This window comes from Streptomyces sp. NPDC102283 (assembly GCF_044766265.1).
GTDB lineage: Bacteria > Actinomycetota > Actinomycetes > Streptomycetales > Streptomycetaceae > Streptomyces.
Genome location: NZ_JBIWLQ010000019.1, coordinates 117,764 through 140,293, shown reverse-complemented (window position 1 = coordinate 140,293; position 22,530 = coordinate 117,764). Strand labels below are relative to the sequence as shown.

Annotated in this window: 17 protein-coding genes; 11 read left to right on the top strand and 6 right to left on the bottom strand. The window is 70.9% G+C overall.

What is annotated here, in order from left to right; genetic code table 11:
* Positions 1-66: 66 nt before the first annotated feature.
* From rph to ACIRJT_RS30950, 3 genes are all read right to left on the bottom strand, one after another.
* Entirely contained in the window at positions 67-2,763 is a 2,697-nt protein-coding gene (rph, locus tag ACIRJT_RS30960) for a rifamycin-inactivating phosphotransferase (RefSeq protein ID WP_403915613.1), read from the bottom strand.
* 355 nt (positions 2,764-3,118) lie between these two features.
* Positions 3,119-3,796 (bottom strand): response regulator, encoded by a 678-nt coding sequence (locus ACIRJT_RS30955; protein WP_403915610.1) that lies wholly within the window; start codon positions 3,794-3,796, stop codon positions 3,119-3,121.
* Positions 3,797-4,981, bottom strand: a complete 1,185-nt coding sequence (locus ACIRJT_RS30950; protein WP_403915607.1) for a sensor histidine kinase — start codon at positions 4,979-4,981, stop codon at positions 3,797-3,799.
* A gap of 270 nt (positions 4,982-5,251) precedes the next feature.
* Between ACIRJT_RS30950 and ACIRJT_RS30945 the strand changes: the two genes are divergently transcribed.
* From ACIRJT_RS30945 to ACIRJT_RS30930, 4 genes are all read left to right on the top strand, one after another.
* Positions 5,252-6,826 carry an alpha/beta hydrolase gene (locus ACIRJT_RS30945; RefSeq protein ID WP_403915604.1) on the top strand — a complete coding sequence of 525 codons (1,575 nt, stop codon included), beginning with the start codon at positions 5,252-5,254 and terminating at the stop codon, positions 6,824-6,826.
* A gap of 56 nt (positions 6,827-6,882) precedes the next feature.
* On the top strand, positions 6,883-7,539 hold the full coding sequence (locus ACIRJT_RS30940; RefSeq protein ID WP_403915601.1) for a DUF5701 family protein: 657 nt from the start codon (positions 6,883-6,885) through the stop codon (positions 7,537-7,539).
* Positions 7,540-7,950: 411 nt separating this feature from the next.
* Positions 7,951-10,947, top strand: a complete 2,997-nt coding sequence (locus ACIRJT_RS30935) for a family 16 glycoside hydrolase (protein WP_403915598.1) — start codon at positions 7,951-7,953, stop codon at positions 10,945-10,947.
* A gap of 134 nt (positions 10,948-11,081) precedes the next feature.
* Positions 11,082-11,219: a hypothetical protein gene (locus ACIRJT_RS30930; RefSeq protein WP_403915595.1), complete on the top strand. Its 138-nt coding sequence runs from the start codon at positions 11,082-11,084 to the stop codon at positions 11,217-11,219.
* Between the two features lie 332 nt (positions 11,220-11,551).
* On the opposite strand, the gene ACIRJT_RS30925 is transcribed toward ACIRJT_RS30930, so the two are convergent.
* On the bottom strand, positions 11,552-11,971 hold the full coding sequence (locus tag ACIRJT_RS30925) for a DoxX family protein (protein ID WP_403915683.1): 420 nt from the start codon (positions 11,969-11,971) through the stop codon (positions 11,552-11,554).
* Positions 11,972-11,997: 26 nt separating this feature from the next.
* On the opposite strand from ACIRJT_RS30925, the gene ACIRJT_RS30920 reads away from it, so the two are divergent.
* Entirely contained in the window at positions 11,998-12,489 is a 492-nt protein-coding gene (locus ACIRJT_RS30920) for a MarR family winged helix-turn-helix transcriptional regulator (protein ID WP_403915592.1), read from the top strand.
* 26 nt (positions 12,490-12,515) lie between these two features.
* Here ACIRJT_RS30920 and ACIRJT_RS30915 read toward each other — a convergent pair whose 3' ends face one another.
* A complete protein-coding gene (locus tag ACIRJT_RS30915) occupies positions 12,516-13,325 on the bottom strand; it encodes an alpha/beta fold hydrolase (RefSeq protein ID WP_403915589.1) in 810 nt (269 codons plus the stop codon).
* 260 nt (positions 13,326-13,585) lie between these two features.
* Here ACIRJT_RS30915 and ACIRJT_RS30910 point away from each other — a divergent pair, with 260 nt between their 5' ends.
* From ACIRJT_RS30910 to ACIRJT_RS30885, 6 genes are all read left to right on the top strand, one after another.
* Positions 13,586-13,993 carry a YciI family protein gene (locus tag ACIRJT_RS30910; RefSeq protein ID WP_215103286.1) on the top strand — a complete coding sequence of 136 codons (408 nt, stop codon included), beginning with the start codon at positions 13,586-13,588 and terminating at the stop codon, positions 13,991-13,993.
* Between the two features lie 7 nt (positions 13,994-14,000).
* Positions 14,001-15,146, top strand: coding sequence for an RNA polymerase sigma factor (locus tag ACIRJT_RS30905; RefSeq protein ID WP_403915587.1), 1,146 nt, complete (start codon positions 14,001-14,003; stop codon positions 15,144-15,146).
* Positions 15,147-15,465: 319 nt separating this feature from the next.
* Complete coding sequence (locus ACIRJT_RS30900) at positions 15,466-15,738, top strand: polyprenyl synthetase (RefSeq protein ID WP_403915585.1); 273 nt, start codon at positions 15,466-15,468, stop codon at positions 15,736-15,738.
* Entirely contained in the window at positions 15,735-16,790 is a 1,056-nt protein-coding gene (locus tag ACIRJT_RS30895; RefSeq protein ID WP_403915583.1) for a polyprenyl synthetase family protein, read from the top strand. The genes ACIRJT_RS30900 and ACIRJT_RS30895 overlap by 4 nt, the downstream gene beginning before the upstream one ends.
* Before the next feature lie 67 nt (positions 16,791-16,857).
* Entirely contained in the window at positions 16,858-18,036 is a 1,179-nt protein-coding gene (locus ACIRJT_RS30890; protein ID WP_403915580.1) for an oxygenase MpaB family protein, read from the top strand.
* Between the two features lie 151 nt (positions 18,037-18,187).
* Positions 18,188-20,116 (top strand): HtaA domain-containing protein, encoded by a 1,929-nt coding sequence (locus ACIRJT_RS30885; RefSeq protein ID WP_403915577.1) that lies wholly within the window; start codon positions 18,188-18,190, stop codon positions 20,114-20,116.
* Between the two features lie 139 nt (positions 20,117-20,255).
* Here ACIRJT_RS30885 and ACIRJT_RS30880 read toward each other — a convergent pair whose 3' ends face one another.
* Positions 20,256-22,382 carry a glycoside hydrolase family 6 protein gene (locus ACIRJT_RS30880; RefSeq protein WP_403915575.1) on the bottom strand — a complete coding sequence of 709 codons (2,127 nt, stop codon included), beginning with the start codon at positions 22,380-22,382 and terminating at the stop codon, positions 20,256-20,258.
* Positions 22,383-22,530: the final 148 nt, after the last annotated feature.

The window sequence follows — 22,530 nt, the reverse complement described above, 5'->3', positions numbered from 1 at the left end:
GCCGAGGTGCACGTCGTACGTCACGGGAGGGCCGCGTCGGAGGCGAGGCTCCTTGACCGTGGGCGGTCAGGGCAGGAACTCTACGTACCCGTCGGTTCCGTGCAGGCGGATCCGCTGCCCGTCCCGGATCAGCCGGGTGGCCCGCTCGACGCCCACGACGGCCGGCAGGCCGTACTCCCTGGCGATCACCGCGCCGTGGGTCATGAGGCCGCCGACCTCCGTCACCAGGCCGGCGATTCCGACGAACAGCGGTGACCAGCTGGGGTCCGTGAAGGTCGTGACCAGGATGTCGCCCGCTTCGAGGTCGGCCTCCGCCATGTCGAGGATGACACGGGCCCTTCCCTCGACGGTCCCGGCGGACACCGGCAGGCCGGTCAGCGCGCCGGCCGGCACGTCGTCACGCCGGTACGCGCCGGTGAGGGCCTCGCCCTCCGACGTGAGGACCCGGGGCGGAGTGAGCGCTTGGTACGACCGGAACGCGTCCTTGCGCCGCTGGATGAGCTGCTCGTCCACCCGGTTGGACCGTACGGTCTCGTGGAATTCCCGGAACGTCAGGTAGAAGGCGTCCTCCTTCTCGGGAAGCACGTTGTCCCGCACGAGTCGCTCGGCCTCCGCCATCAGGGCCTGCTTGTACACGAAGTAGCGGCTGACGATGCCGTACTTCGGGTACTCCCGGTATCCGATGAAGGTTCTGACGCGGTCGATCATCCGCTGGGTCTCGTCGGCCTTCCGGTCCCCGTCCGGCAGGGACCGCAGCCGTGACAGCACGTCCTGTTCCTTCTGCCGGGCGGTCCGCCGGCCCTGTTCGAAGCGCTGCTCGGCGGCCCCCGGCCCGAAGTTCCCCACGTTGTCGAGGATCACGGGAACGAGCGTGGTGGGGCGTTCGCGCCATCGTGGCCTGGTGATGTCGATCTCCCCGACGCAGCGCATGCCGTACCGGTCGAGATAGGCCTCCATGGCCGCGCGAGCCTCGCCTCCGCCTTCGGTCTTCGCCAGCTCGTCCAGGAAAGTCGCGTCCTCAAGGCGCTCGGCGTCCCGCAGGAAGGCCAGCACCTCCGGCAACGGGCGGATCACGTCCGCGACGTCGAGCAGCGCCAGTCCCATCTCCGACGTGATGTTGCCGGGGGCCGACAGCGTCAGCGTGTCCGCGACGTTCTTCTCGCCCAGCCACTCCAGCAGCTTGTCGTTGAGCCACCAGGTGGCGTCCATCCCCGCCATGATCGCCCGCATGCTCAGCGGATCGGCCAGAACCCTCTTGTGTTCCTCGAAGGCCTCCAACAGGAAGTCGAACAGCGCCGGGCCCTCTTTCGTCCGGATGTCACGTTCCAGGGCGGCGACGGACGTCCGGCTGCGCTCGATCAGGTCGGTGACGACGGCCGGATCGGTCTCGACCGGGGCGGGCGCACCGGTGGACGGCGGCCCGCCGGGGGCCGGGTCCGGGAGGGAGGGCACGAAGCCGTCGCGTTCGAGGACGGTCTCCAGGGCATCCCTGACCAGCGGATCGCCCTTCCCCAGGACGTCCAGGAGGCCGTCGCGGCTCGTGGGCGATGCCAGTCGCCGGGTGACGTCGACGAACAGCCGCCCACCCGCCTCGTGCATCGGCACCATGGCCGTCAGCTGCCACATGGAGTACCCGAGGGGCTTCATGGCATCGGTCATCATCTGCTGGTGGCCGACGGAGACGTAGACGTGATTACCCCCGTCATCGCCTCCGCCATTGCCTCCGCCATCGCCCCCGTCTTTCCTCTCGGCGCTTCCCTCGGCGTCCCCGCCGGTTTTTCCCTCGTCACCGTTCTCGATGTCGGGGAGAGGGAAAAGGGTGGTGATCGGCCTGCTCTGCACGATCCGGAACCCGCCGTCGACCAGGCACCATTCGATGTCCTGCGGGCGGCCGAAGTGCGCTTCGATCCGGCGGCCGAGCCCCACGAGGCGCACGGCCTGCTCATCCGTCAGCGCGGGCCGCTCCCGCTGCCGTGCGTCGACCGCCACTTCCCGTGTACCGCCGGCGGGCAGGGCGTGAACGGCGCGCTCCTTGGCGGCGATGGTCCTGGTGACGACTTCGCCGTCCCGGACGGTGAAGACGTCCGGATTCACCAGACCGGAGACCAGGGCCTCCCCGAGGCCGAACCCGGCGTCCACGGTGGCGACCTTCCGGTTGCCGCTCACCGGGTCCGCCGTGAACAGGATGCCGGACGCGTGCGGGAAGACCATCCGCTGTACGACCACGGCCATGTGGACCGTACGGTGGTCGATGCCGTTCCGCTGCCGGTAGATCACGGCCCGCTCGGTGAACATCGATGCCCAGCACCGGCTGATGTGCTGGAGGACCGCGGTCGGCCCCAGGACGTTCAGATAGGTGTCCTGCTGGCCCGCGAAGGAGGCCGTCGGCAGGTCCTCCGCCGTCGCGCTGGAGCGGACGGCGTACGCGGCCTGCTCACCGAACCGGGCGAGCGAGCCGGAGATCGCCGCCTCGATGTCCCCCGGGACGGCGTTCTCCTCGATGAGGCGGCGAATCCGTCCGCTGAGCGCGCGAATCGCCTCCCGGTCCTCCGGGCCCAGGCGCGACAGCTCATCGAGCCGCTCGTCGATCGACGGGACGTGTGCCATGGCCCGCCGGAAGGCGTCCGTCGTCACGCAGAAGCCGTCCGGCACGCGGATGCCCTCGATCCGCGACAGTCCGCCCAGGTGCGCGCCCTTGCCGCCGACGGCCGCGACGCGCGTCTCGTCGACCTCTCCGAGGTCCAGCACGTACGGGTCCGTCATCGCGACACCTCCGGGGCCGTCGTGTGCCGTTGCGCTGCGACGGCCGATCGGATCATCGGCGCCTCGCCCTCCGTCGAACCTCTTGTCGGACACGCGTTCATTCCTGGTTGTCTTCCCTCTGGCTGGTGGACCGGCAGATCCTGCTGGCGTGTGCACGTCGTGTCACCGTTCCCGCAGGTGGTGGCAGCGACCCGAGGATTCTGCGCCGTCACCCGGGGCTTGCCGCAAGCCCCCCGGTGAGCTATAAGTTGAGCCTGGCAAGGAGAGGTCTCCCTCCTTGCCTTTCCTTTTACCCGGTTGCCCTGTCACCCCATGGGCCCTGCTGCCTTGGGCGCAGCGACTCCGGGGGCCCCGGTCACTCCTCCGCGTCGCGGACCAGCAGGGCGATCTGAACCCGGTTCTGGACCGCCAGCTTGGCGAACAGGCTGCCGGTGTGCGCCTTGACCGTCGCGACGCTGATGTGCAGTTTCCGCGCGATCTCCGGGTTTCCCAGTCCGTCCGCGATGGCCCGAGCTGTTTCGCGCTCCCGTTCGGTCAGTGCCGACAGTCGTTCCCGCGCGGCCCGACGGGTAGCGTCACGGGCGTGGGAGGACTGCGGGCCGGTGGCCGCGGCGATCACCCGTGCCGTGGCGGCCGGTGACAGCACGGGGCTGCCGTCCGCCACGGCCCGCACGGCGTCGATGATGCGTTGCGGCGGAGTGTCCTTGAGGACGAACCCGAGAGCGCCGGCCCGCAGGGCGCCGAGCACCAGGTCGTCGGAGTCGAAGGTCGTCAGCATGAGCACCCTGGGCGGCGACGGCCGGGTCAGGAGCTCCCGGGTCGCGCCGAGTCCGTCGAGGCCGGGCATCCGTACGTCCATCAGCACGACGTCCGGCCGCTGCTCGTCCACCACGGTGATCGCGGCGTTCCCGTCGGCCGCCTCCGCCACGACGGTCAGATCCGGTTCGCCGTCGATGACGAGGCGCAGCGCCATCCGCACCAACTGGTCGTCGTCGACGATGACGAGCCGCACAGGTTCCCGCTCGCTGTCCACTCATGCTCTCTTTTCGTGGGTGGGGTTGGGCCAGGGTAGTCGCGCGCTGAGGATGTAGCCGTTGTCGGACGTGGGGTGGTGGCGGAGTGTTCCGCCGGCCAGGCCGACCCGTTCGGTGAGGCCGAGCAGTCCGAATCCCGAGGCCGGTGGCCGGTGGCCGGTTCTCGTGGTGGCCGGGGAGTTGCGCACGTCGACGCCGAGCCCGGTGCCCTCCGTGCCTTCGAGGGCGATGTGGACGGGCGCGCCCGGGGCGTGTTTGGCGGCGTTGGTCAGCCCTTCCTGGACCACCCGGTAGCAGGTTCGTCCCACGACGTCGGCGGGTGTTCCCGTCACGGCGGTGCTCAGGGTGACGTCCAGTCCTGACGCGCGGGCGTCGGCCACCAGGTCGGGGACGCGGTCGAGAGAGGGCTGCGGTGGTTCCGGGTGGCCCGGGTCGGCGCGGAGCACTCCGAGGACGTCGCGCAGTTCTTCCAGTGCCTGGTGGGAGCCCTCGGCTATGCCGCGGACCAGCAGACGGCTCTCCTCGGCTCCGAGGTCGCCGCGGTGGTCCAGCACGCCTGCCTGCATGGCGACCAGCGAGATCCGGTGCGCGAGCACGTCGTGCATCTCGCGGGCGATCCGGTTGCGCTCCAGGACCCGTGCCTGCGCCGCTCGTGCCGCCTGCTCCCGTTCCGCGCTCTCCGCACGGCCCCGCAAGGACCGCACCTCGACGCGCCGAGCGCCGATGGCCATGCCCACGGCCGCCGCGATACCCGCGGTCAGGGCCGGCAACGCGAGTTGCAACCAGAGCATGCCGGGCGGGTTCTGGACCGGGTAGATCCCGCCCCCGAACTGCGACGCGGCGACATGGGCCACGGCAACGGCTCCGATCTCGACCGGGCGTCGACGCGTGGAGATCGAGCCCAGCGCCAGGAGAGCCGCGCCGGTGGCGAGCGTGGACGCGGTCGAGGCGACCGCGACCGTCATGGCGACGGCGAGCGGGAAGCGTCGCCGCCACAACAGGGCTGTCAGGCAGCCGAGGGCCACGAGCGGATCACCGATGCGGAACCAGGGGCCCGGGCCGGCGCCCTGCCCGTGCAGCAGCACTCCGATGTAGAGCCAGATCGGCACGCTCACCGCGGCGGCCGCCGTCAGTCGCCAGGTCTGCTGCCACCGTCCGAGCGGTGGCGTGCCGTAGGTGTTCACCCCTCCATTGTCGCGAAGCCCTACGGCCGACGGGTCGGCCCAGGGGCGGAGGCCGGCCGGCCCGGAGTCGTACCTCCGCCTCGCCCTTGGTCGGTGCGGCTCCGGGCCGCCGGGCCGATGTGCCGCCCGGGCCCGCACGGACAGACTCGTCCGGACGGCGGGCCGAGGGTGCGGGTAGCCCGTACGGCCACGTCACAGAGATCGGCGGCGGTGCTCCGGGAGCCGGTGGTTCCGGCGTCCCGTGCGCCCCCTTCTTCAGGAGGACGTCAGATGCGTACAGCCTTGTCCCTTGCTCTCGCCGTCGGCGCGGTGGCGGTGGCGGCCTCGGTGCCGGGAGCGTCCGCGGCGGCTCCGGCCACCGCACGGGTGGATCCCGGCGCCGTCGGGCAGCCGAGTCCGGACCCCGTGCGGTGGGGTCCGTGCCCCGAGGACGTCACCGCGCCCCGGCTGGAGTGCTCGACTCTCGACGTCCCCCTGGACTACCGGCGCCCGGACGGCCGGCGGATCGAGATCGCGATCTCCCGACTGGCGAGCGAGAACCCGTCGAAGCGCCGCGGTGTACTGGTGACGAATCCGGGCGGTCCCGGGGGCGCGGGGCTGGACTATCCGGCGGTGCTGGCCGGTGCGGGGCTGCCTCGCGAGGTGCTGGACTCCTACGACGTGATCGGTTTCGACCCTCGCGGTATCGGCCGGAGCACGCCCGTGACCTGCGATCTGACGCGGGAGCAGCAGTATCGCGGCAACTTCGCCCCGTACGCGCACACCGCCGCCGACGTCACACGGGAGGCGGGGTACGCGCGAACCGTCGCGAAGCAGTGCGCCACCTCGCGCACGGCGTCGATGCTGCCGCACATCACCACCGCGAACACCGCGCGCGACATGGACCGGATCCGGGCGGCGCTGGGCGAGCCGAAGCTCTCCTACCTCGGCCATTCCTACGGCACCCATCTCGGTGCGGTGTACGCGACGATGTTCCCGAAGCCTGGCGACCGGGTCGTGCTCGACAGCAGTCTGGGCCCCGGCGGCTATGACGTCACAGCCATGCGGTCGTTCGCCCGTGGGCTGGAGGACCGGTTCCCGGACTTCGCCGCGTTCGCGGCCGCGCGCCCCCGGTACGGTCTGGGGGCCACCACGGAGCAGGTGACCGCGAAGTTCTTCGAACTCGCGAAGCGGCTGGACGAGAAGCCCGTTCAAGGCATCGACGGGACCGCGTTCCGCGCGGTCACGTTCGAACGCCTCTATGTCGATGCCCTCATGCCTCACCTGGCGGAGTTCTGGCAGGCGGTCGACACGGGCCGGCCGGTGCCGGTTCTTCCCGTGCCGCCGCACCTGGAGAACCTCATGGCCGCGCGCTTCTATGTGATCTGCGGCGACTCTCGCTGGCCGAGGACCGTTCGGGAGTATCAGCGCAACGTCGCGTTCGACCGGCTGCGGTATCCGATGCTCGGCGGGTCCACAGCCGGTATCGGGCCGTGCGCGTTCTGGCCGACGGAGCGGGTCGAGCCGCCGGTGCGGATCGGCGACCGGGGTCCGTCGAACATCCTCATGGTGCAGAACGAGCGCGACCCGGGGACACCGCTGGCCGGCGCCCGGGAACTGCGGCGGACGTTCGGTCAGCGGGCCACGCTGGTGACGGCCGACCAGGGCGGTCACGGTGTCCACCCGTTCGGCGGCAACACGTGCGCGCATGACGCGGTGACGGCGTTCCTGACCACCGGGCAGCGGCCGGCGCGGGACGTGGCCTGTGCGGCGGAGCCGGGCGACCAGGAGAAGCGGACCGTGTTCGGGCAGCGCGGAAACGGATCCGCCCAGCGGGACATGGTCGCCTCGGGAACACCCCGGTGATCTCTGTCGTTCGACCTCCGGCCCACTTCCGCGAAACGTGAATCCGAGGGATTGCCTTGCCCGATGCTTCCACTGCCGACGCCGTGCACCAGCTCCCTTCGCCCGCCGCGCAGGCGGAGCGGTTGATCGAGCTAGGGGTGCACGCGATCGCGGGGATTCCCGCCGATGACATCCGCGCGTTCGCCGGAACGGCCGACCCTGGCCGTGACGTTCTGCTCGCCGTCCATCCGGACCGAGCCCCCGCCTCCACACTCGCGCCACTGCTCCTGCGTGACGGCAAGCCCGGCTTCGTCGTCGTCGACATGCCCGACGTCGACCTGTTCGTCCCCAACGGGGTCGAACTTCCCGACGCGCCTCTCTATTTCGTCGCCGGGCCCGACCGCGGCGACCACATGGCCAACTGGAGCCCGGAGGAGGCGTTGCCCGCCCTCACCGAGCAGAGCCGCAGCCCCTTGCTGCTCACCGAAGGCGTCCACTGGGTCTTGCAGCAGCCGGCGGTGCTCGAGCGGAACCTCTGCTTCATGACCATCGGGTCCCGGCTGCGCAAGCCGAACGGCGCCCTGGACGCGCGCACGCCGGCGATCTGGATCAGCAACGGCACCGGGCGGGACGGCAAGGAGCGGCGCAACGCCCCCAAGGTCGGCTGGTGCTGGTGGGGCAACCGCCATACCTGGTTGGGCTTCGCCTCCGCCGAGGGCCGCGAGGGCCGGTAGCGCCCGTTCGCCCTGCCGTTGACCCACCTCCGATTCACTCACCTCCGATGACTCACCTCCGATGACTCACCTCCGATGAAGCGGGCCGCGCGGGCCCGCTTCATCGGCGCGTGAGAACACCTCCCCGGAGTGCGTTCCCCGAGCCTCCTCAATTGATGATTGATCGTCACATGCCCTGCACCACAATAGGTTTGACGACTTTGCATCAACAGCGGCGAACTTTGAACACTGTGGTGACGAAGTATGGACGCCGCCGGTAGAAGCCTCCTACTGTTCTCGGCGCAGCCACCGGAGTCCCTGTCCGGACACAGCGCTGCCCCCACCGCACGAGCCGAACGTTCACCCCCGGGCGCCGGGTGGCCCCACCCACCGCCGCGACGTGCCCCTCGCCGCGAGGGGCCAGGAGGAAGAATGCATCCACGGCCGTTCCACCGTTGCCGCAGACATCTCACGGGCCTGCTCGTCTCCGCGTTTCTCGTCGGCGCCTTCTCCGCCGTGCCGGCCGCTGCCGCGCCGGCGCCGCCGGACGAACTCCCGCCGCAGGAGCCGGGCGTCACCCTGCGCGTCTTCGATGTGCAGGTCCCCCTCGGCGAGCTGTGCGACATCAAGACCGGACAGACGCCGAACGTCGACAAGTTGATGCCCGGCATCGACTGGAGTTCGCCGGACGACTTCGGCTTCGGTGACCACTTCGTCTCCCAGGCCACCGCCAACCTCACCGTTCCCGAGGACGGTGCGTACGTCTTCCGCCTGACCAGCGACGACGGTTCGCGGCTGCGGATCGGCGGCTCCACCGTCATCGATCACGACGGGCTGCACGGCGCGGAGCCCAAGGACGGATCGATCGACCTGACGGCAGGTCATCATTCGTTGCGGATCGACCACTTCGACCGCACCGGCGGTCAGCAGGTCACGCTCGAATGGAAGCCGCCGGGCGCCGGGGACTTCGCCGTCGTGCCGAACACCGCGCTGAGCACCGACGCCGACGTCGTACGGGTGACGGCGCCGGGCCGCAAGGAGTGCGAGGGAGCCCTCGACTCCCCCGGCGACGGGCTGCCGCTGACCTCTACGCACCCGGACTACGCGCTCACCGATCTGCGGCCCGCGGGCTTCGAACCACAGGTCACCGCGATGGACTGGCTGCCGGACGGCCGGCTGGCCGTGACCACCTGGGGCGGCACCGACAACACGACCGGCGAGGTCTATCTCCTCGACGACGTCCAGGGCGAGACCGGTCCCGGCGAGGTAACGGCCGAGAAGGTGGCCGAGGGGCTCAAGGAGCCGATGGGCATCAAGGCCGTCGACGGCAAACTGTACGTGTCGCAGAAGCACGAACTCACCGAGCTGACCGACATCGACGGCGACGACGTGACCGATGAGCGTCGGACGGTGGCGACCTGGCCGTACGGCGGGAACTTCCACGAGTTCGCCTTCGGCCTGCTCTACCGGGACGGCTACTTCTATCTGAACCTGTCCGTGGCGATCGATCTGGGCGGGGCGACGACCGACCCGCAACCCGCGCCGAACCGCGGCTCGACGATCAAGGTGAACAAGGAGACCGGCGAGGTCGACTACATCGCCGGGGGCCTGCGTACGCCCAACGGCATCGGCTGGGGCCCGGAGGGCGACATGTTCGTCCTCGACAACCAGGGTGGCTGGCTGCCCTCCTCGAAGCTGCTCCACATCAAGCAGGACCGCTTCTTCAACCACTACACCAACCCGTCGGGTCCCTTCGACGCGAAGCCGGTGACCAAGCCGGTGCTGTGGCTGCCGCAGAACGAGATAGCCAACTCCCCCAGCACTCCGCTGCAGTTGGATGAGGGCCGGTTCGCCGGGCAGATGCTGTTCGGTGATGTCACGTACGGCGGTATCCAGCGCGCCTATCTGGAGAAGGTCGACGGCGAGTACCAGGGGGCGGTCTTCCGCTTCACCCAGGGCCTGGAGGCCGGGGTCAACCGGATCAGCAAGGGCCCGGACGGCGCGATCTACGCCGGCGGCCTCGGCGCGGGCGGTAACTGGGGCCAGGAGGGCAAGCTGACCTACGGGCTCCAGAAGCTCTCCCCCAGCGGTGACAAGGCCTTCGACATCCTGGCGATGCGCGCAAAGCCCGGTGGTTTCGCATTGGAGTACACCCAGCCTCTCTCCGAGGAGACGGCAGCGAAGCTCGCCGAGAGCTACCGGGTCGAGCAGTGGACGTACGCCCCGACCCCCGCCTACGGCGGCCCCAAAATCGATGAGGAGTCCCTCGACGTCGGGACCGCCACCCTCTCCGAGGACCGCAAGAAGGTCACGCTGACCATCCCCGGGCTCAAGGCGAACCGTGTGGTCCACATCCGCTCGCCGCGCCCCTTCAGCTCCGCCGGCGGCACGGAGCTGTGGAGCACGGAGGCCTGGTACACCCTCAACGCCCTCCCCGGCGACCAGCCTCCGGCCACCCGGTACGAGGCGGAGGAGGCAGCCCTCGGTGGGGGCGCGGGCTTCGACACGGAGCACGCGGGCTACTCGGGCGGCGGCTTCGTCGACGGCTTCGGCAACGAGGGAGCGGCAGTCGCCTTCGACGTGGAGGCCGGGAAGGCGGGTACGCACGATGTGGGTCTGCGCTACTCCAACGGGCCGGATCCGGCGCCCGGCACCAAGACGGTGAGCGTCCATGTCAACGGTGAGAAGGTCCGGCAGGTCGAGCTGCTGTCGACCACCGACTGGAAGACCTGGTCGACGGGGACGGAACAGCTGGAGCTGCGCAAGGGACGCAACACGATCACCTACTCCTACGACAGCGGCGACACCGGCCATGTGAACCTGGACATGATCACCGTCCATCCGAAGGGTGCCCGCGTCCAGCTCTTCGACGGCACGGACCAGGCGGCCTGGCAGCATCCGGACGGGCGCACACCCGAATGGCCCGTGAGCGGTGGGGAGATGGAGGTCGCCGGCGGCGACCTGCGTACCAAGCAGGGCTTCCAGGACTTCCGTGCGCACGTCGAGTTCCGGCTGCCGAACCTCCCTCCGGACGTGACCGGCCAGGACCGCGCCAACAGCGGCGTGTACCTGCAGGAGCGCTACGAGGTGCAGATCCTCGATTCGTACGGTGACACCACGCTCGCCGACAACGAGGCCGGGGCGATCTACACCAAGAAGGCCCCGGACGTGAACGCCGCCACGGCCCCGGAGACCTGGCAGACGTACGACATCACCTTCCGCGCCGCCCGCTTCGACGCCTCGGGCGCGAAGACGCAGGACGCCCGGGTCACCGTCGTGTGGAACGGTGTCACCGTCCACGACGACGTGGCCGTGGACGGCACGACCGGGGGCGGAGCGGCCGAGGGTCCGACAGCCGGGGCGATCAAGCTCCAGGACCACGGAAGCAAGGTCCGCTACCGCAACGTGTGGGTGGAACCGCTCACCTAGGGAAGCCCGTTCGGGATGATTCCGGGCTCGACGTACGGTTCCGGGGTGGCAGCGGCAGGCTGCCACCCCGGCGCCGTCCGCACCGGCGCTCCCACCGCACGCCCCACCGGTGGGGCCACCACTATCGTCTTCCCGTGACTCGCGCCGCGCAGCGTCCGCTGCTGTTCCTCGACGTCGACGGTCCGCTCGTCCCCTTCGGTGCCACGTCCCGCCCCCACCCGACCTGCGGGACGGCCCCGGGACTCCGGGTACCGGCGCGCATCCGCTGCTGAACAGGATCGGCCCCCGGCACGGGGCCAGGCTCGCGCTCGTCCCCAGCACCAGCAGCATTCCCGCCATGAGCCAGTAACCGGCAGCACCGTAGGAGGCCAGCACGCTCAGGGTCTGCCTCGCGGAGTCGTAATCCGGCCCCTGGCGCAGTTGCGCAATCGTCCAGGAGCCGACCAGAAGGGCGGGGCACATCCGGAGGAGACCAAGGCCCACCAGGGAGCAGATCACATCGATCCAGCATAAATGTTTGCATCTCGCCCACTGCTGACATCCGCCCGGTGCCAGTCGCCGCGCCACCGGCCACCCGCGGGTCGCCCGGCAGCGGCCGGGGCGTTCAGGCCGACAGCACGCGCAGGACTAGCGCGGCGGCGGCCAGCAGGGCGAGCACCACGGGCGGCGCGATCTCGTAGTCCTTGACGCGCAGGTGGGTGACGACGGCCCCGATGAAGTAGAGGACGACGCCGACGGCCGCGGCGGCTCCGATCAGCGGCACGCCCAGGCCGATCAGAAGGCCGAGGGCGCCGGCCGCCTTGAGCGAGGCCAGCCAGGGGAACCAGGTGCCGGGGACGCCCACCTTGCCCATCGAGGCGGTGACGGCCTCGTTACGCGTGAACGTCAGCGCGGCGGAGGCGCCGAGGGCGAAGGCGAGAAGGACGCCGACCACGGCGTAGGCGATGAACATGGTTACCTCGAAATCATCAATGATGTAAATGGTTAGATCGTTGATGACTATAAACGATTTCTCAGATTCCACCATGTGCGTCCTGATAACGTGGTGGAATGCCAGCTCAGGACAGGGCCGCCCAGCCATCGGCAGGGCCTTCGACGTCTCCCGGCGATCCGGTCCACCGCCTCGGATTCCTGCTCGCCTACCACGGCAACGCGACGCAGACCCTGATCCACAAGGCACTCACGGCCACCGGGCTCACCCCGCGGCACATGAAGACGCTCCTGCAGCTCGCCGACGGGCCGGTCACGCAGAAGGCACTGATCGAGAGGCTCGACGTCGACCCCAGCGTCCTCGTCGCCCTCCTCAACGACCTCGAAGGCGACGATCTCGTTCGCCGTCGCCGCGACACCGCCGACCGGCGCCGCCATATCGTCGAGATCACTCCGCGGGGCGCCGCGCAGCTGCGGACCTCCGACACAACACTCGACACCGTGGAGGACGAACTCTTCGCGGACCTGTCCGAGCGCGACCGGGCCACGCTGCGCCGGCTGCTGGGCCGGCTGCGGACTTCCCCGCAGGACTTCAGCTGCACGGAGGAATGAACCCCGCGGTCCTCGACGCCGTCGGATCAGATCACGGTGCCCTCCGGGGCCGCCCCGGTCTCCGCCCGCCGGATGGGCATCATCGTCTCCACCGGGTCCTGTGCGAGGTGGTCGAGGATCAGCCGGTTGACCAGCGCCGGCTTCTCCAGCGGGGCCAGGTGGGAGGCCCTGGGAACGACGACCAACCCGGCGTCCGGGATCGCGCGGTACAGAGCCACCGTGTGCTCCAGCGTCATCAGGTCGTCATCGCCGACCATGACGAGGGTGGGCGCCTCGACGCGGGCCAGGTCCACTGCCGTCAGCGTCGGCTGCGTGCGCCACATGTCGACCACTTTCGCGGCCACCACCGGCCAGTGGTCGGCGCCGTCCGGTGAGACAGGCTCGTACATCTCCCGGAAGAACGCGAGATCGGGCGCGGCGGGGGTCATCACGTCGAGCATCGACGGCTCGACGAAGCACTCGGTCCCCGGGCGGAAGTTGGCCCCGATCGCCACGACCCTGCGGACGAGGTCGGGACGGTCCATGGCGACGAGCAGCGCGACGACTCCCCCGTCGCTCCAGCCCACCAGATGTGCCGGCCCTCCGACGACCCGCTCCAGGAAGGCCACGGTGTCATCGGCCATGTCCTGGTACGTCAGCGGCCCCGTGACGTCGGCCGTGTGCCCGTGGGCGCGCCGTTCCGGCAGATACACGCGATGGGCGGCGGCGAGGTCGGCGCGCTGCGCTCCCCACGTGTCGTTGGTGCAGAAGCCGCCGTGCAGCAGAACCAGCGGGTCACCGGTCCCCCCGGTCTCGTACCAGGTCCTGACACCGGGCAGATCCGCGTACTCACCCATCGTTCCGGGCCTCCCCGGGGCAGTCGCCTTCGTGGTCCCCGTTCTCCGTCCAGTCTGCGCCGCGGTCCCGCGGGCCGCCATGCGGAGCCCGAGCGGTTACGTCCGCGGGACCCGCGCGAGCAGGGACCGCGGGCTCGTCCCCGGCCCGCCGAAGAGATTTTCGAGAGGTTCTCGGGCCATGATGTCGAGAACCCGAATCCGGCTCCGTCCCTGGAGTGAGAGCGGCCGCGATGGGCCGCACAGCACCGAGGAGTACCACCATGGCCAAGTACCTTCTGCTCAAGCACTACCGCGGAGCCCCGGCCTCGGTCAACGACGTACCGATGGACCGGTGGACGCCCGAGGAGATCTCGGCGCACATGCAGTACATGCAGGACTTTGCGGACCGGTTGGAGAAGACCGGTGAGTTCGTCGTCGGTCAGGCGCTCGCCCCCGAGGGCACGTGGGTCCGGTACGACGGCGAGGGCCGCCCGCCGGTCACCGACGGGCCGTTCGCCGAGACCAAGGACCTCATCGCCGGCTGGATGATCATCGACGTCGACGGTTACGACCGCGCTGTCGAACTGGCCGGGGAGCTGTCGGCCGCTCCGGGGGCGGGCGGAAAGCCGATCCACGAGTGGCTGGAGGTCCGCCCGTTCCTGTCCGCGCCGCCCACCGTCACGGAGTGACGCCACGATGAACGAGGCGCTCCTGCGGAGCCTCACACCGAGCGTCCTCGGAATCCTCGTCCGTCGCGGAGCAGACTTCGCGGCGGCCGAGGACGCCGTGCAGGACGCCCTGGTCGAGGCGGTCCGCGTATGGCCGGACGAGCGACCGCGCGACCCGAAGGGCTGGCTGGTCACCGTGGCCTGGCGGCGGTTCCTCGACGCGACCCGGGCGGAGGCCGCCCGGCGGCGGCGGGAGGACCTCGTCGACGAGGAGCCCGCGCCCGGCCCCGTGCCGACGATGGACGACACGCTCCAGCTCTATTTCCTGTGCGCCCACCCCTCGCTGACCCCGTCGTCCGCCGTCGCGCTCACCCTGCGGGCCGTCGGCGGGCTCACGACGCGCCAGATCGCCCGGGCCTATCTGGTGCCCGAGGCGACCATGGCGCAGCGGATCAGCCGGGCGAAGCGCACCGTCTCCGGCGTGCCGTTCGATCAGCCCGGCGATGTCGCGACCGTGCTGCGCGTCCTGTATCTGGTCTTCAACGAGGGCTATTCCGGCGACGTCGACCTCGCCGCCGAGGCGATCCGGCTCACCCGGCAGCTCGCTGCGGCGATCGACCACCCTGAGGTGGCGGGGCTGCTCGCCCTCATGCTGCTCCACCACGCCCGCCGCGCCACCCGGACCGCGCCCGACGGGAGTCTGGTGCCGCTCTCCGAGCAGGACCGGGGCCGCTGGGACACCGGGGCGGTCACCGAAGGCGTCGGGATCCTGCAGGCGGCCCTCGCCCGCGACCGGCTGGGCGAGTTCCAGGCCCAGGCCGCGATCGCGGCGCTCCATGCAGACGCGCCGAGCGCCGGGGAGACCGACTGGGTGCAGATCGTCGAGTGGTACGACGAGCTGACGGGCCTGACCGACAGCCCGGTCGTCCGGCTCAACCGTGCGGTAGCCGTCGGAGAGGCCGACGGACCGCGCGCCGGACTGAACCAACTCGCCGCGCTGAGCGACACGTTGCCCCGCCACACGGCGGTGTCGGCGTATCTCCACGAGCGCGACGGCGATCTGCCGAAGGCGGCCCGGCTGTACGCGGAGGCCGCCCACAAGGCACCCACGCTCGCCGAGCGCGACCACCTCACGCGCCAGGCCGCCCGGCTGAACGCCGGTCTCCGACGCTGACGGATCGACCGCGCCCTCCGCGCCCACCGCGTCCGGAGGTGCGCGACCGGTCCGGCGCACGCCTCAGGCGCGACAACGCAGCATCTCCAGCGTCGGGTTGGCGAGAGAGTCCTCCCAGAACTCCGCACCGAACGCGCGCAGGCTCGGCAGCCACGCGTCCACTCTGCTCGCGCGGCTCCGGCGGACAGTCGGCGAACCGTACGGCCGAGCGAGTCGATCACTCGATCGTGACTTCCGCCCCTTCGGCGCCCTATGTTTCGCGATGCTGTGGGACGGACGCGCGACCTGCGCCGTCGGCGGTTCCGGGGGAGGGAGTGGCATGACGCGAGAAGCGGGGCGTGACGGGGGCCTGGACGAGCGGGTGGTCCTGCTCGTGGCGGGGGCCGCCGATCTGACGGTGAGCGCGGTGGGTTCGGCCCTGGGAGCGGTACGCGGGCTGCTGCGCCGCTCGGACGCTTCGGAGTTGGTGGCGGATGCCGAGCACGAGCTGACGGCGCGCGGGCGCCTGGTGCTGGACCGGTACGCCGCCCCGCCCCCGGCCCATCTGGAGCTGCTCGCCCGGCACGCTGTGGCCCGGCGGGCCGGGCGATGATGCCTGACCGGTGGGACGCGGCCGCGTTCAAGGGCCGGGTCGACGAGGTACTGCGCCCGTTCGTCGCCCGGGAGGCCGAACTGTTCGCGGCCATCGACCCGGACCTGGCCCCGGTGGCCGCGCAGGTGGAGACGGTGGTCGCGGACGGCAAACGGCTGCGGGCGGCGTTCTGCTACTGGGGCTGGCGGGCGGCGGGTCAGCCGGACAGCGCCGCGCTGGTGCGGGCGGCGGCCTCCCTGGAGCTGATCCACGCCGCCGCTGTCGTACACGACGATCTCATCGACGACAGCGCTCTGCGGCACGGCCGCCCCACCGCGCACATCGCGCTGCGCGGTGCCGTGCGCCGTCGCCCGCGTTCCGCCGCCGCCGCCAGGTCGCTGGCGATGCTGGTGGGCGATCTGCTGATGGGAATGGCCGGGCAGCTGTTCACCACCAGCGGTCTGCCCGCCGCCTATCTGGGCCGGGCCCGCCCGTTGTGGACGGTTCTGGGCCGGGAACTGATCGCGGGCGAGTGCCTGGAGATCCTGCGCACCGGAGTCGAGCCGGACACCGCGGCCTCGCTGAAGGTGATCCGGTACAAGACGGCCAAGTACACCGTGGAACAGCCCCTGTTGATCGGCGGTGCCCTGGCCGGGGCCGGCGGCCGGCTGCGCGAGGGCTACTCCGCCTACGGGCTGCCGCTGGGCGAGGCCTTCCAACTGAGGGACGATCTGCTCGGGCTGTTCGGGGACCCGGGGCGCACCGGCAAGGCCAGTGCCGACGACGTGTGCGGCCACCGGCCCACCACCCTGTTGGCGGAGGCCTGGCGGGTCGCCGGTGAGGACGACCGCGACCGGCTCCGGGCCCTCCTGGGCCGGCGCGACCTGGACGAGGACGGGCTGGACGCGGTGCGCGAAGTCATGCGCGGGCTGAAGGCCCCCGGTCTCGTCGAAGGCATGATCACGGCGCGCGTCGCGGAAGCCCTCGACGCCCTCCATGAGCTGGACGTGCCGCCGGGCGCGGCCGACGCCCTGACCGCACTGGCGAACTCGGCGACGGTCCGGCTGTCCTGACCTTTCGTCCGCCCACCTGACCCCCACACCCCTACACCGCACCGCACCGAGAACGGGGAAGTCCGTCTTGACCTACACCGAGGCTTCGATGAACGCCCTGCGGCACGGCGGCGACGAACTGGCCGACGCCACCGTCGCCGCGCTCTTCGAGCGCGGGGAGGTGGGCAGGTTCAACACGCTGATGCGCTACGTCTCCACCGCCGGCGCACCCCTGCCGGACGGGCTGCCCGATGTCGCCCGGGACTACCTCCAGGCCACGAGTGCACCGCCGGCCTGGGTCGACTGGGGGGAGATGGAGAAGGCCCGGCTGTTCTTCATCGACAACAACGTGCACATCTCCACCGCACTGTCGTTCGCCTCCATGCCGGCCTGCTACGTGGTCCCGCACGTGGCAAAGCTCCTGTCCGCCTCCCACGGACTGAAGTACCCCTCCAAACGGATGGCGGAGACCGGCCAGTTCACCGTCCACCTGATGCGGCCCGACGCCTTCGAGGCCGGGGGCCGCTTCATCCCCGCCGCCCAGAAGGTCCGACTTCTGCACGCGTCGATCCGCCATCACCTCCTGCGCGAGGAACGATGGGACTCCGACGCGCTCGGGACGCCGATCTGCCAGGAGGACATGATCGGAGGGCAGATGTTCTTCTCTCTGCTCGTGCTCGACAGCCTGCATCGCCTCGGCATCCACATGTCGGAGGAAGGCGCGGCGGCCTACTACTACGCCTGGCGTGTGGTCGGGGCGATGCTGGGCGTCGGCCAGGAGACCGCCCCCCGGTCCCTGGACGAGGCGCGTCAGTTCCTCGACCTGTACATGATCCGGCACATGGGGCCCTCCGAGGAGGGCGCGCTGCTGACCCGGCAGCTCATCGACCTCTACGAGGAGGTCGTGCCCGGGACCCTCTTCGACCCGATCGTCTCCGCGCTCATCCGGCATCTGGTCGGCGGCACCTGTGCCGACTGGCTCCAGGTGCCCCGCACCTCGTGGGACACCGTCGTCAAGGCCGTGCCCCACCTTCTCGGTGTCCTCGAAGCCGTCGAGGACCGGTCCCCCCTGGGCGCCTGGGCCCTGGACCGTCTCGGTCACCTCACCACCGTCCTCGAACTGTCCTCCCTCACGCGCGGCCGCGTGATGCACTACGCCATCCCCGAACAGCTCAAGGAGGAGTACGGCGTCTCCCCCGGGGCGTCCCGCGCCCGCCGCTGGAGCCCGCCCGCCGTCACCGTTCCCGGCCTCACACCCCCATCGTGACAATTAGGTAAGCCTCACCTAATATCTGCTGTGTCGTCTTCGGGTCCCCACACGCCGAGAAGCCGGTATCCCCCCTTCTTTCGTTCGCCTCCCGGGAACGGCTCCGTCCAGACGCGCGCCGTGCCCCTCCCCCGAAGGAGACATGCAGCGCATGTCCATGCCCCGTCGCGGCCGCCTGGCCGCTCTCGCCGCCCTGACCGTCGTATCCGTGGGCGCCGGCGTCCTCGCCGTCCCCGCCTCCGCCGCCCCGGGCGTCCACGCCGCCGCGTCGGCACAGGCCGCGGGCAGCACCTCCGCGGCCTCCCCGATCCTGGCGTCCGGCCGATCATCGTGGGGCTTCAAGGAGTCCTGGGTCCGTTACGTCACGGCCTCGGGCGGTTCGGTGAACGTGGCCGGCGGCGCCACCAAGGACGCGGCCGGACTGATCGGCTATCCCGTCAAGCACGGTTCGGTGAACCCCGCCGAGCGCTCCGCGGACGTGCGCTTCGGCGGCTCCGTCACCTACGCGGTGCCCAGCCACGGCATCACCGCCATCACCCTCGCCAGCCCGCGCGTCCTCATCAAGGACGGCCGGGGCACGCTCCACGCGGACGTGACGACCGATCTCGTCGCCGGTGAGGCCCCGGTCACCACGGCCGGTGTGCCACTCGCCACCCTCACCGCGGCGGCCGGCGCCCTCGACGGGTCCGCCGTCGACTGGCGGGGGATCACGACCGCGCTCACCGCCGAGGGCGCGGAGATCTTCGCCTTCCAGGGCCGGCCCATGTACCCGGCCGGCACCGCGCTCGACCCGCTCGCCGTCAGCGGCGGCGTCAGCGTCCCCACTCTGACGGTCAGCCAGGTCACGGCCCTGGGCGCGGAGAACGAGGTCACGATCACGGGCAAGGGCTACCGGCCCGGGCGCGGGCTCTACCTCGCCCAGTCCATAGCCATGCCCGGCACCACCTACCCCAGCGTCTTCGGCAACGCCGTGTACGTCCGCCAGGTCGGCGCGGACGGTACGTTCACCGTGACGGCGAAGCTCACCGAGACGTTTACCCCCTCCGGGGCTCCCGTCGTCGACTGCCGGACCACCGCCTGCTTCGTCACGAGCTTCAACTCGCACGACGGCGGCGACCCCACCTGGATGCCCTCCCGGGCCCAGGACGTCGCCCAGCCCATCAAGTTCGGCGTCGAGGTCCCCGCCGCCACCGTCACCCAGCACCCCGCGCCGCGTACCGCCCGCTCGGGTGCCACCGCCACCTTCACCGCTGCCGCGACCGGCGCGGACTCGGTCCGCTGGGAGCGCAGCGCCGACCGCGGCGCGACCTGGAGCACCGTCCCCGGAGCCACCGCCACCACCCTGCCGGTCAAGGCCTCGGCCGCGCTCAACGGCCACCGCTACCGCGCCGTCTTCGTCAACGCGTCCGGTGAGAGCGCCACTTCGGCCGCCGCGCTCACGGTGTCCGCCGTACCCGCCCGGATCGTCTCCTTCAACGCCTCTCCCGAGCCGGTCGCCAAGGGCGGCAAGCTGAAGGTGGTCGCCACGCTCCAGACCGCCGGCGCCACGGACGACGTCTGGCGGCCGCTGGCCAAGGCGCCCGTCGTGATCGAGTTCCGGACGAAGGGCGGCAAGACCTGGAGCCGGGCCACCACGGTCGACACCAGCGGCAAGGGCGTCGTCTCGGTGTCCGTGACCGCCGTCAAGGACGGTGCCTGGCGCGCCCGTTACGCCGGGACCGCCGACCGCGCCGCGGCCGTCAGCACCTCCGACAACGTGGACGTCAAGCTGCGGACCGCCGTCTCCGGGTTCAACGCGTCCCCCGAACCGGTCCGCAAGGGACGCACCATCACGGTCAAGGGCACTCTGCGCAGCCTGGACGGCACCTGGAAGAACACCTCCGGCCAGTCCGTGATCATCCTGTTCAGGGCCGACGGCTCCAGCAAGTGGAGCAAGCTGGCGACTGTGCGTACGAACAGCAAGGGCGTGTTCTCGAAGGGGTTCACCGCCAAGAAGGACGGCACCTGGAAGGCTCAGTTCAAGGCCACGTCGTCCCGTCTGGGCACGACCGGCTCCGGCGACCGGGTCGACGTACGCTGACCCGCGTCGACCTGCCTGACCCGGGTCGACCTGGCTGACGCAGGTCTGTCCGTCCCGGCCTTCGCGCCGCTGCCCCTCTCCCGTCGTCCGGGGAGAGGGGCAGCGGCGGTGGCGGAAGCCGTGCCGGTGGTGGAGCGGGTCAGGGGGCGGTGCCCCAGGCGAGGGTGGTGCCGGTGAAGACGCCGATCCTCGGGGCGTCGGCGAAGGCGGTGTTGGCGGAGCGGCTGTAGTCGTCGCTCTCCTGGAACGCCGACCAGTCGCTCTTGTTGATCCGCAGCTGGATCTCTCCGGACGTGGCGCCCGCCGCGAGGCTGCCGCCGCCGAAACCGACCTCCAGGTAGTGGCCGGCGCCGGTGGCCGGTGTGCTCACCGGTCGGACCCCGTGCGTCACGTTGCCGCAGCCCAGCACCGCGTAGTCGCAGGCGGTGCCGAAGGTGCTCGCGCCGCCGTCGGAGGTGAACCAGTAGCGGGCCGTGACCGTGGACAGGTCGATCGCGGCCGAACCGGTGTTGACCAGGCGGAGGGACATCCGGATCTGGTTGTCGGTCGGGGAGTTGTCGGTGTTGCGGTATTCGGCCTTGAGCGCTCCCGTTCCGGTGCCGCCGCCCGCCTCGGTGGTGACCTGCGCGGCCGGGGTCCCTGCCGAGACGTTGCCTGCCGCGTCCTTGGCCCTGACCGAATAGCTGTAGGCGGTCGAGGCTCTCACGCCGGTGTCGGTGTAGGTCGTCGTGGCCGTCGTGCCCACGCGGGTGCCGTCACGGAGGACGTCGTACCCCGTGACGCCGGTGTCGTCCGTGGACGCCGTCCAGGCGAGGGTGACGCTGCTGCTGGACTTGGCCGTCACCCGCAGGTTCGTGGGCACGGTCGGCGCCTGTGTGTCGTCCTCGCCTCCGCCGCCGTCCAGCGGCGGGTGGGCGTTGCGGAGCAGTTCCTGGAACTGTCCGGAGAACCAGTGCCCGGCCACCGGGGAGTCGGGCAGCGCGCCCGTGAGGTTGAAGCCGTTGCGGCCGTTGCCGGTGTACGTCGGATCGCACATCCGGTCGAAGCCCTTGCCCTCGTCGTTGTCGACGGGCTCGCTGCTGCCGTCGGACTCACCCGGGGGCTTGGCCCAGACGTAGGCGTCGATCCCCGGCTCGGGGGCGGCCGTGGGGCGCTCGCCGATACCCGCGCCGCTCTGGTTGCACCAGTTGCCGGCGTGGATGCGGCGGTCGGTCCGGCCACCGTCGACATAGGCGTCGGCGCTGGTCAGAGGGCCGGGGCCGGCGGGCCGGGAGGAGCCGCCCCAGCCGTTGCGGGCGGTGTCGATGAGCATGCCGATGTCGGAGGCGAAGCCCTGACGGACCAGTTCCGTGCGCAGGGCCTTCGCGAACGAGAGTTCGTCCACGTAGTAGTTCCAGTCCACCCAGCGCGACTGGCGCACCGTGGCCCCGTTCACGGAGTCGGTCACCGCGAAGTGCGGCTCCTTGAGCGCCGAGTAGTTGGCGGTGTTCACGATGAAGCCGTGCACGTCGGAGACGGTGGCGCCCTCCGTCGTCGCGGCCTTCTTGAACTGCTGTGCCGCGGGGACGAAGTTGGAGTCCCAGCCGAGCCAGCCGTGGTGGGCGGCGTCGACGTAGTTGTAGACGTTGGGTATGGCCCCCAAGGCGTGCAGGGCGTATCCGATGCCCTTCTCGTAGTTGCCGTTGGCCTTCATCGTGGCGCACTCGGGGGTGGAGCCGGCGGTCCCTCCGGCGTTGGTGACGAGGTTGGGCAGCGAGTCCGGTTCGATGAGCGTGACGATGCGCAGGCTCGCGTAGGCGGGGTCACCGAGGATGCCGGCGATGGGGTCGATGTAGTCGTCCTTGTAGCGGCTCAGCTCGGTGGGGCCGAGCTCGCCGTTGGACGCGAGGGCTGCGCAGTCGCGGCCGGGCAGGTTGTAGATGACGACCTGGAAGAGGTCGGCACCCTGGCTCACGGCCGTGTCGAGGTGGGCGCGCAGGCCCCGGGCGCCGGGTGTGCCGCCGATCGCGGCGATCCGGTCCATCCAGACGAACGACGGTTCGTCCGCGATGACGTCGCCGCCGGGCTCGGCGGCGGCCCTGGCGGACCAGTCGGGGTTCACGTACGCGGTGGCGCCGGCGTAGGGGTTGTCGACGCGGGCGGCGGCCGACGCCTGTCCGGGCACGGCCACGGCGAGCGCGGCGCCCATGACCAGTGCGGACAGTGCGGCGGCCGCTCTTCTGCGGAGTGCGTGAGGTGCGTGTGGGGTGGTGCCTCTGATTCTCATTGCGGCTCCGTGCTCCTCTCGTACGTCCGTCAGGGGTATCGACGGACGGGTTCAGGGGTCCGTGACGCTCGGGAGGTAAGGGATTCAAGTGGGGAACCGTGCGTGTGGGAGCGCTCCCAAACTGGCGTGGCATTCGATGACTGTCAAG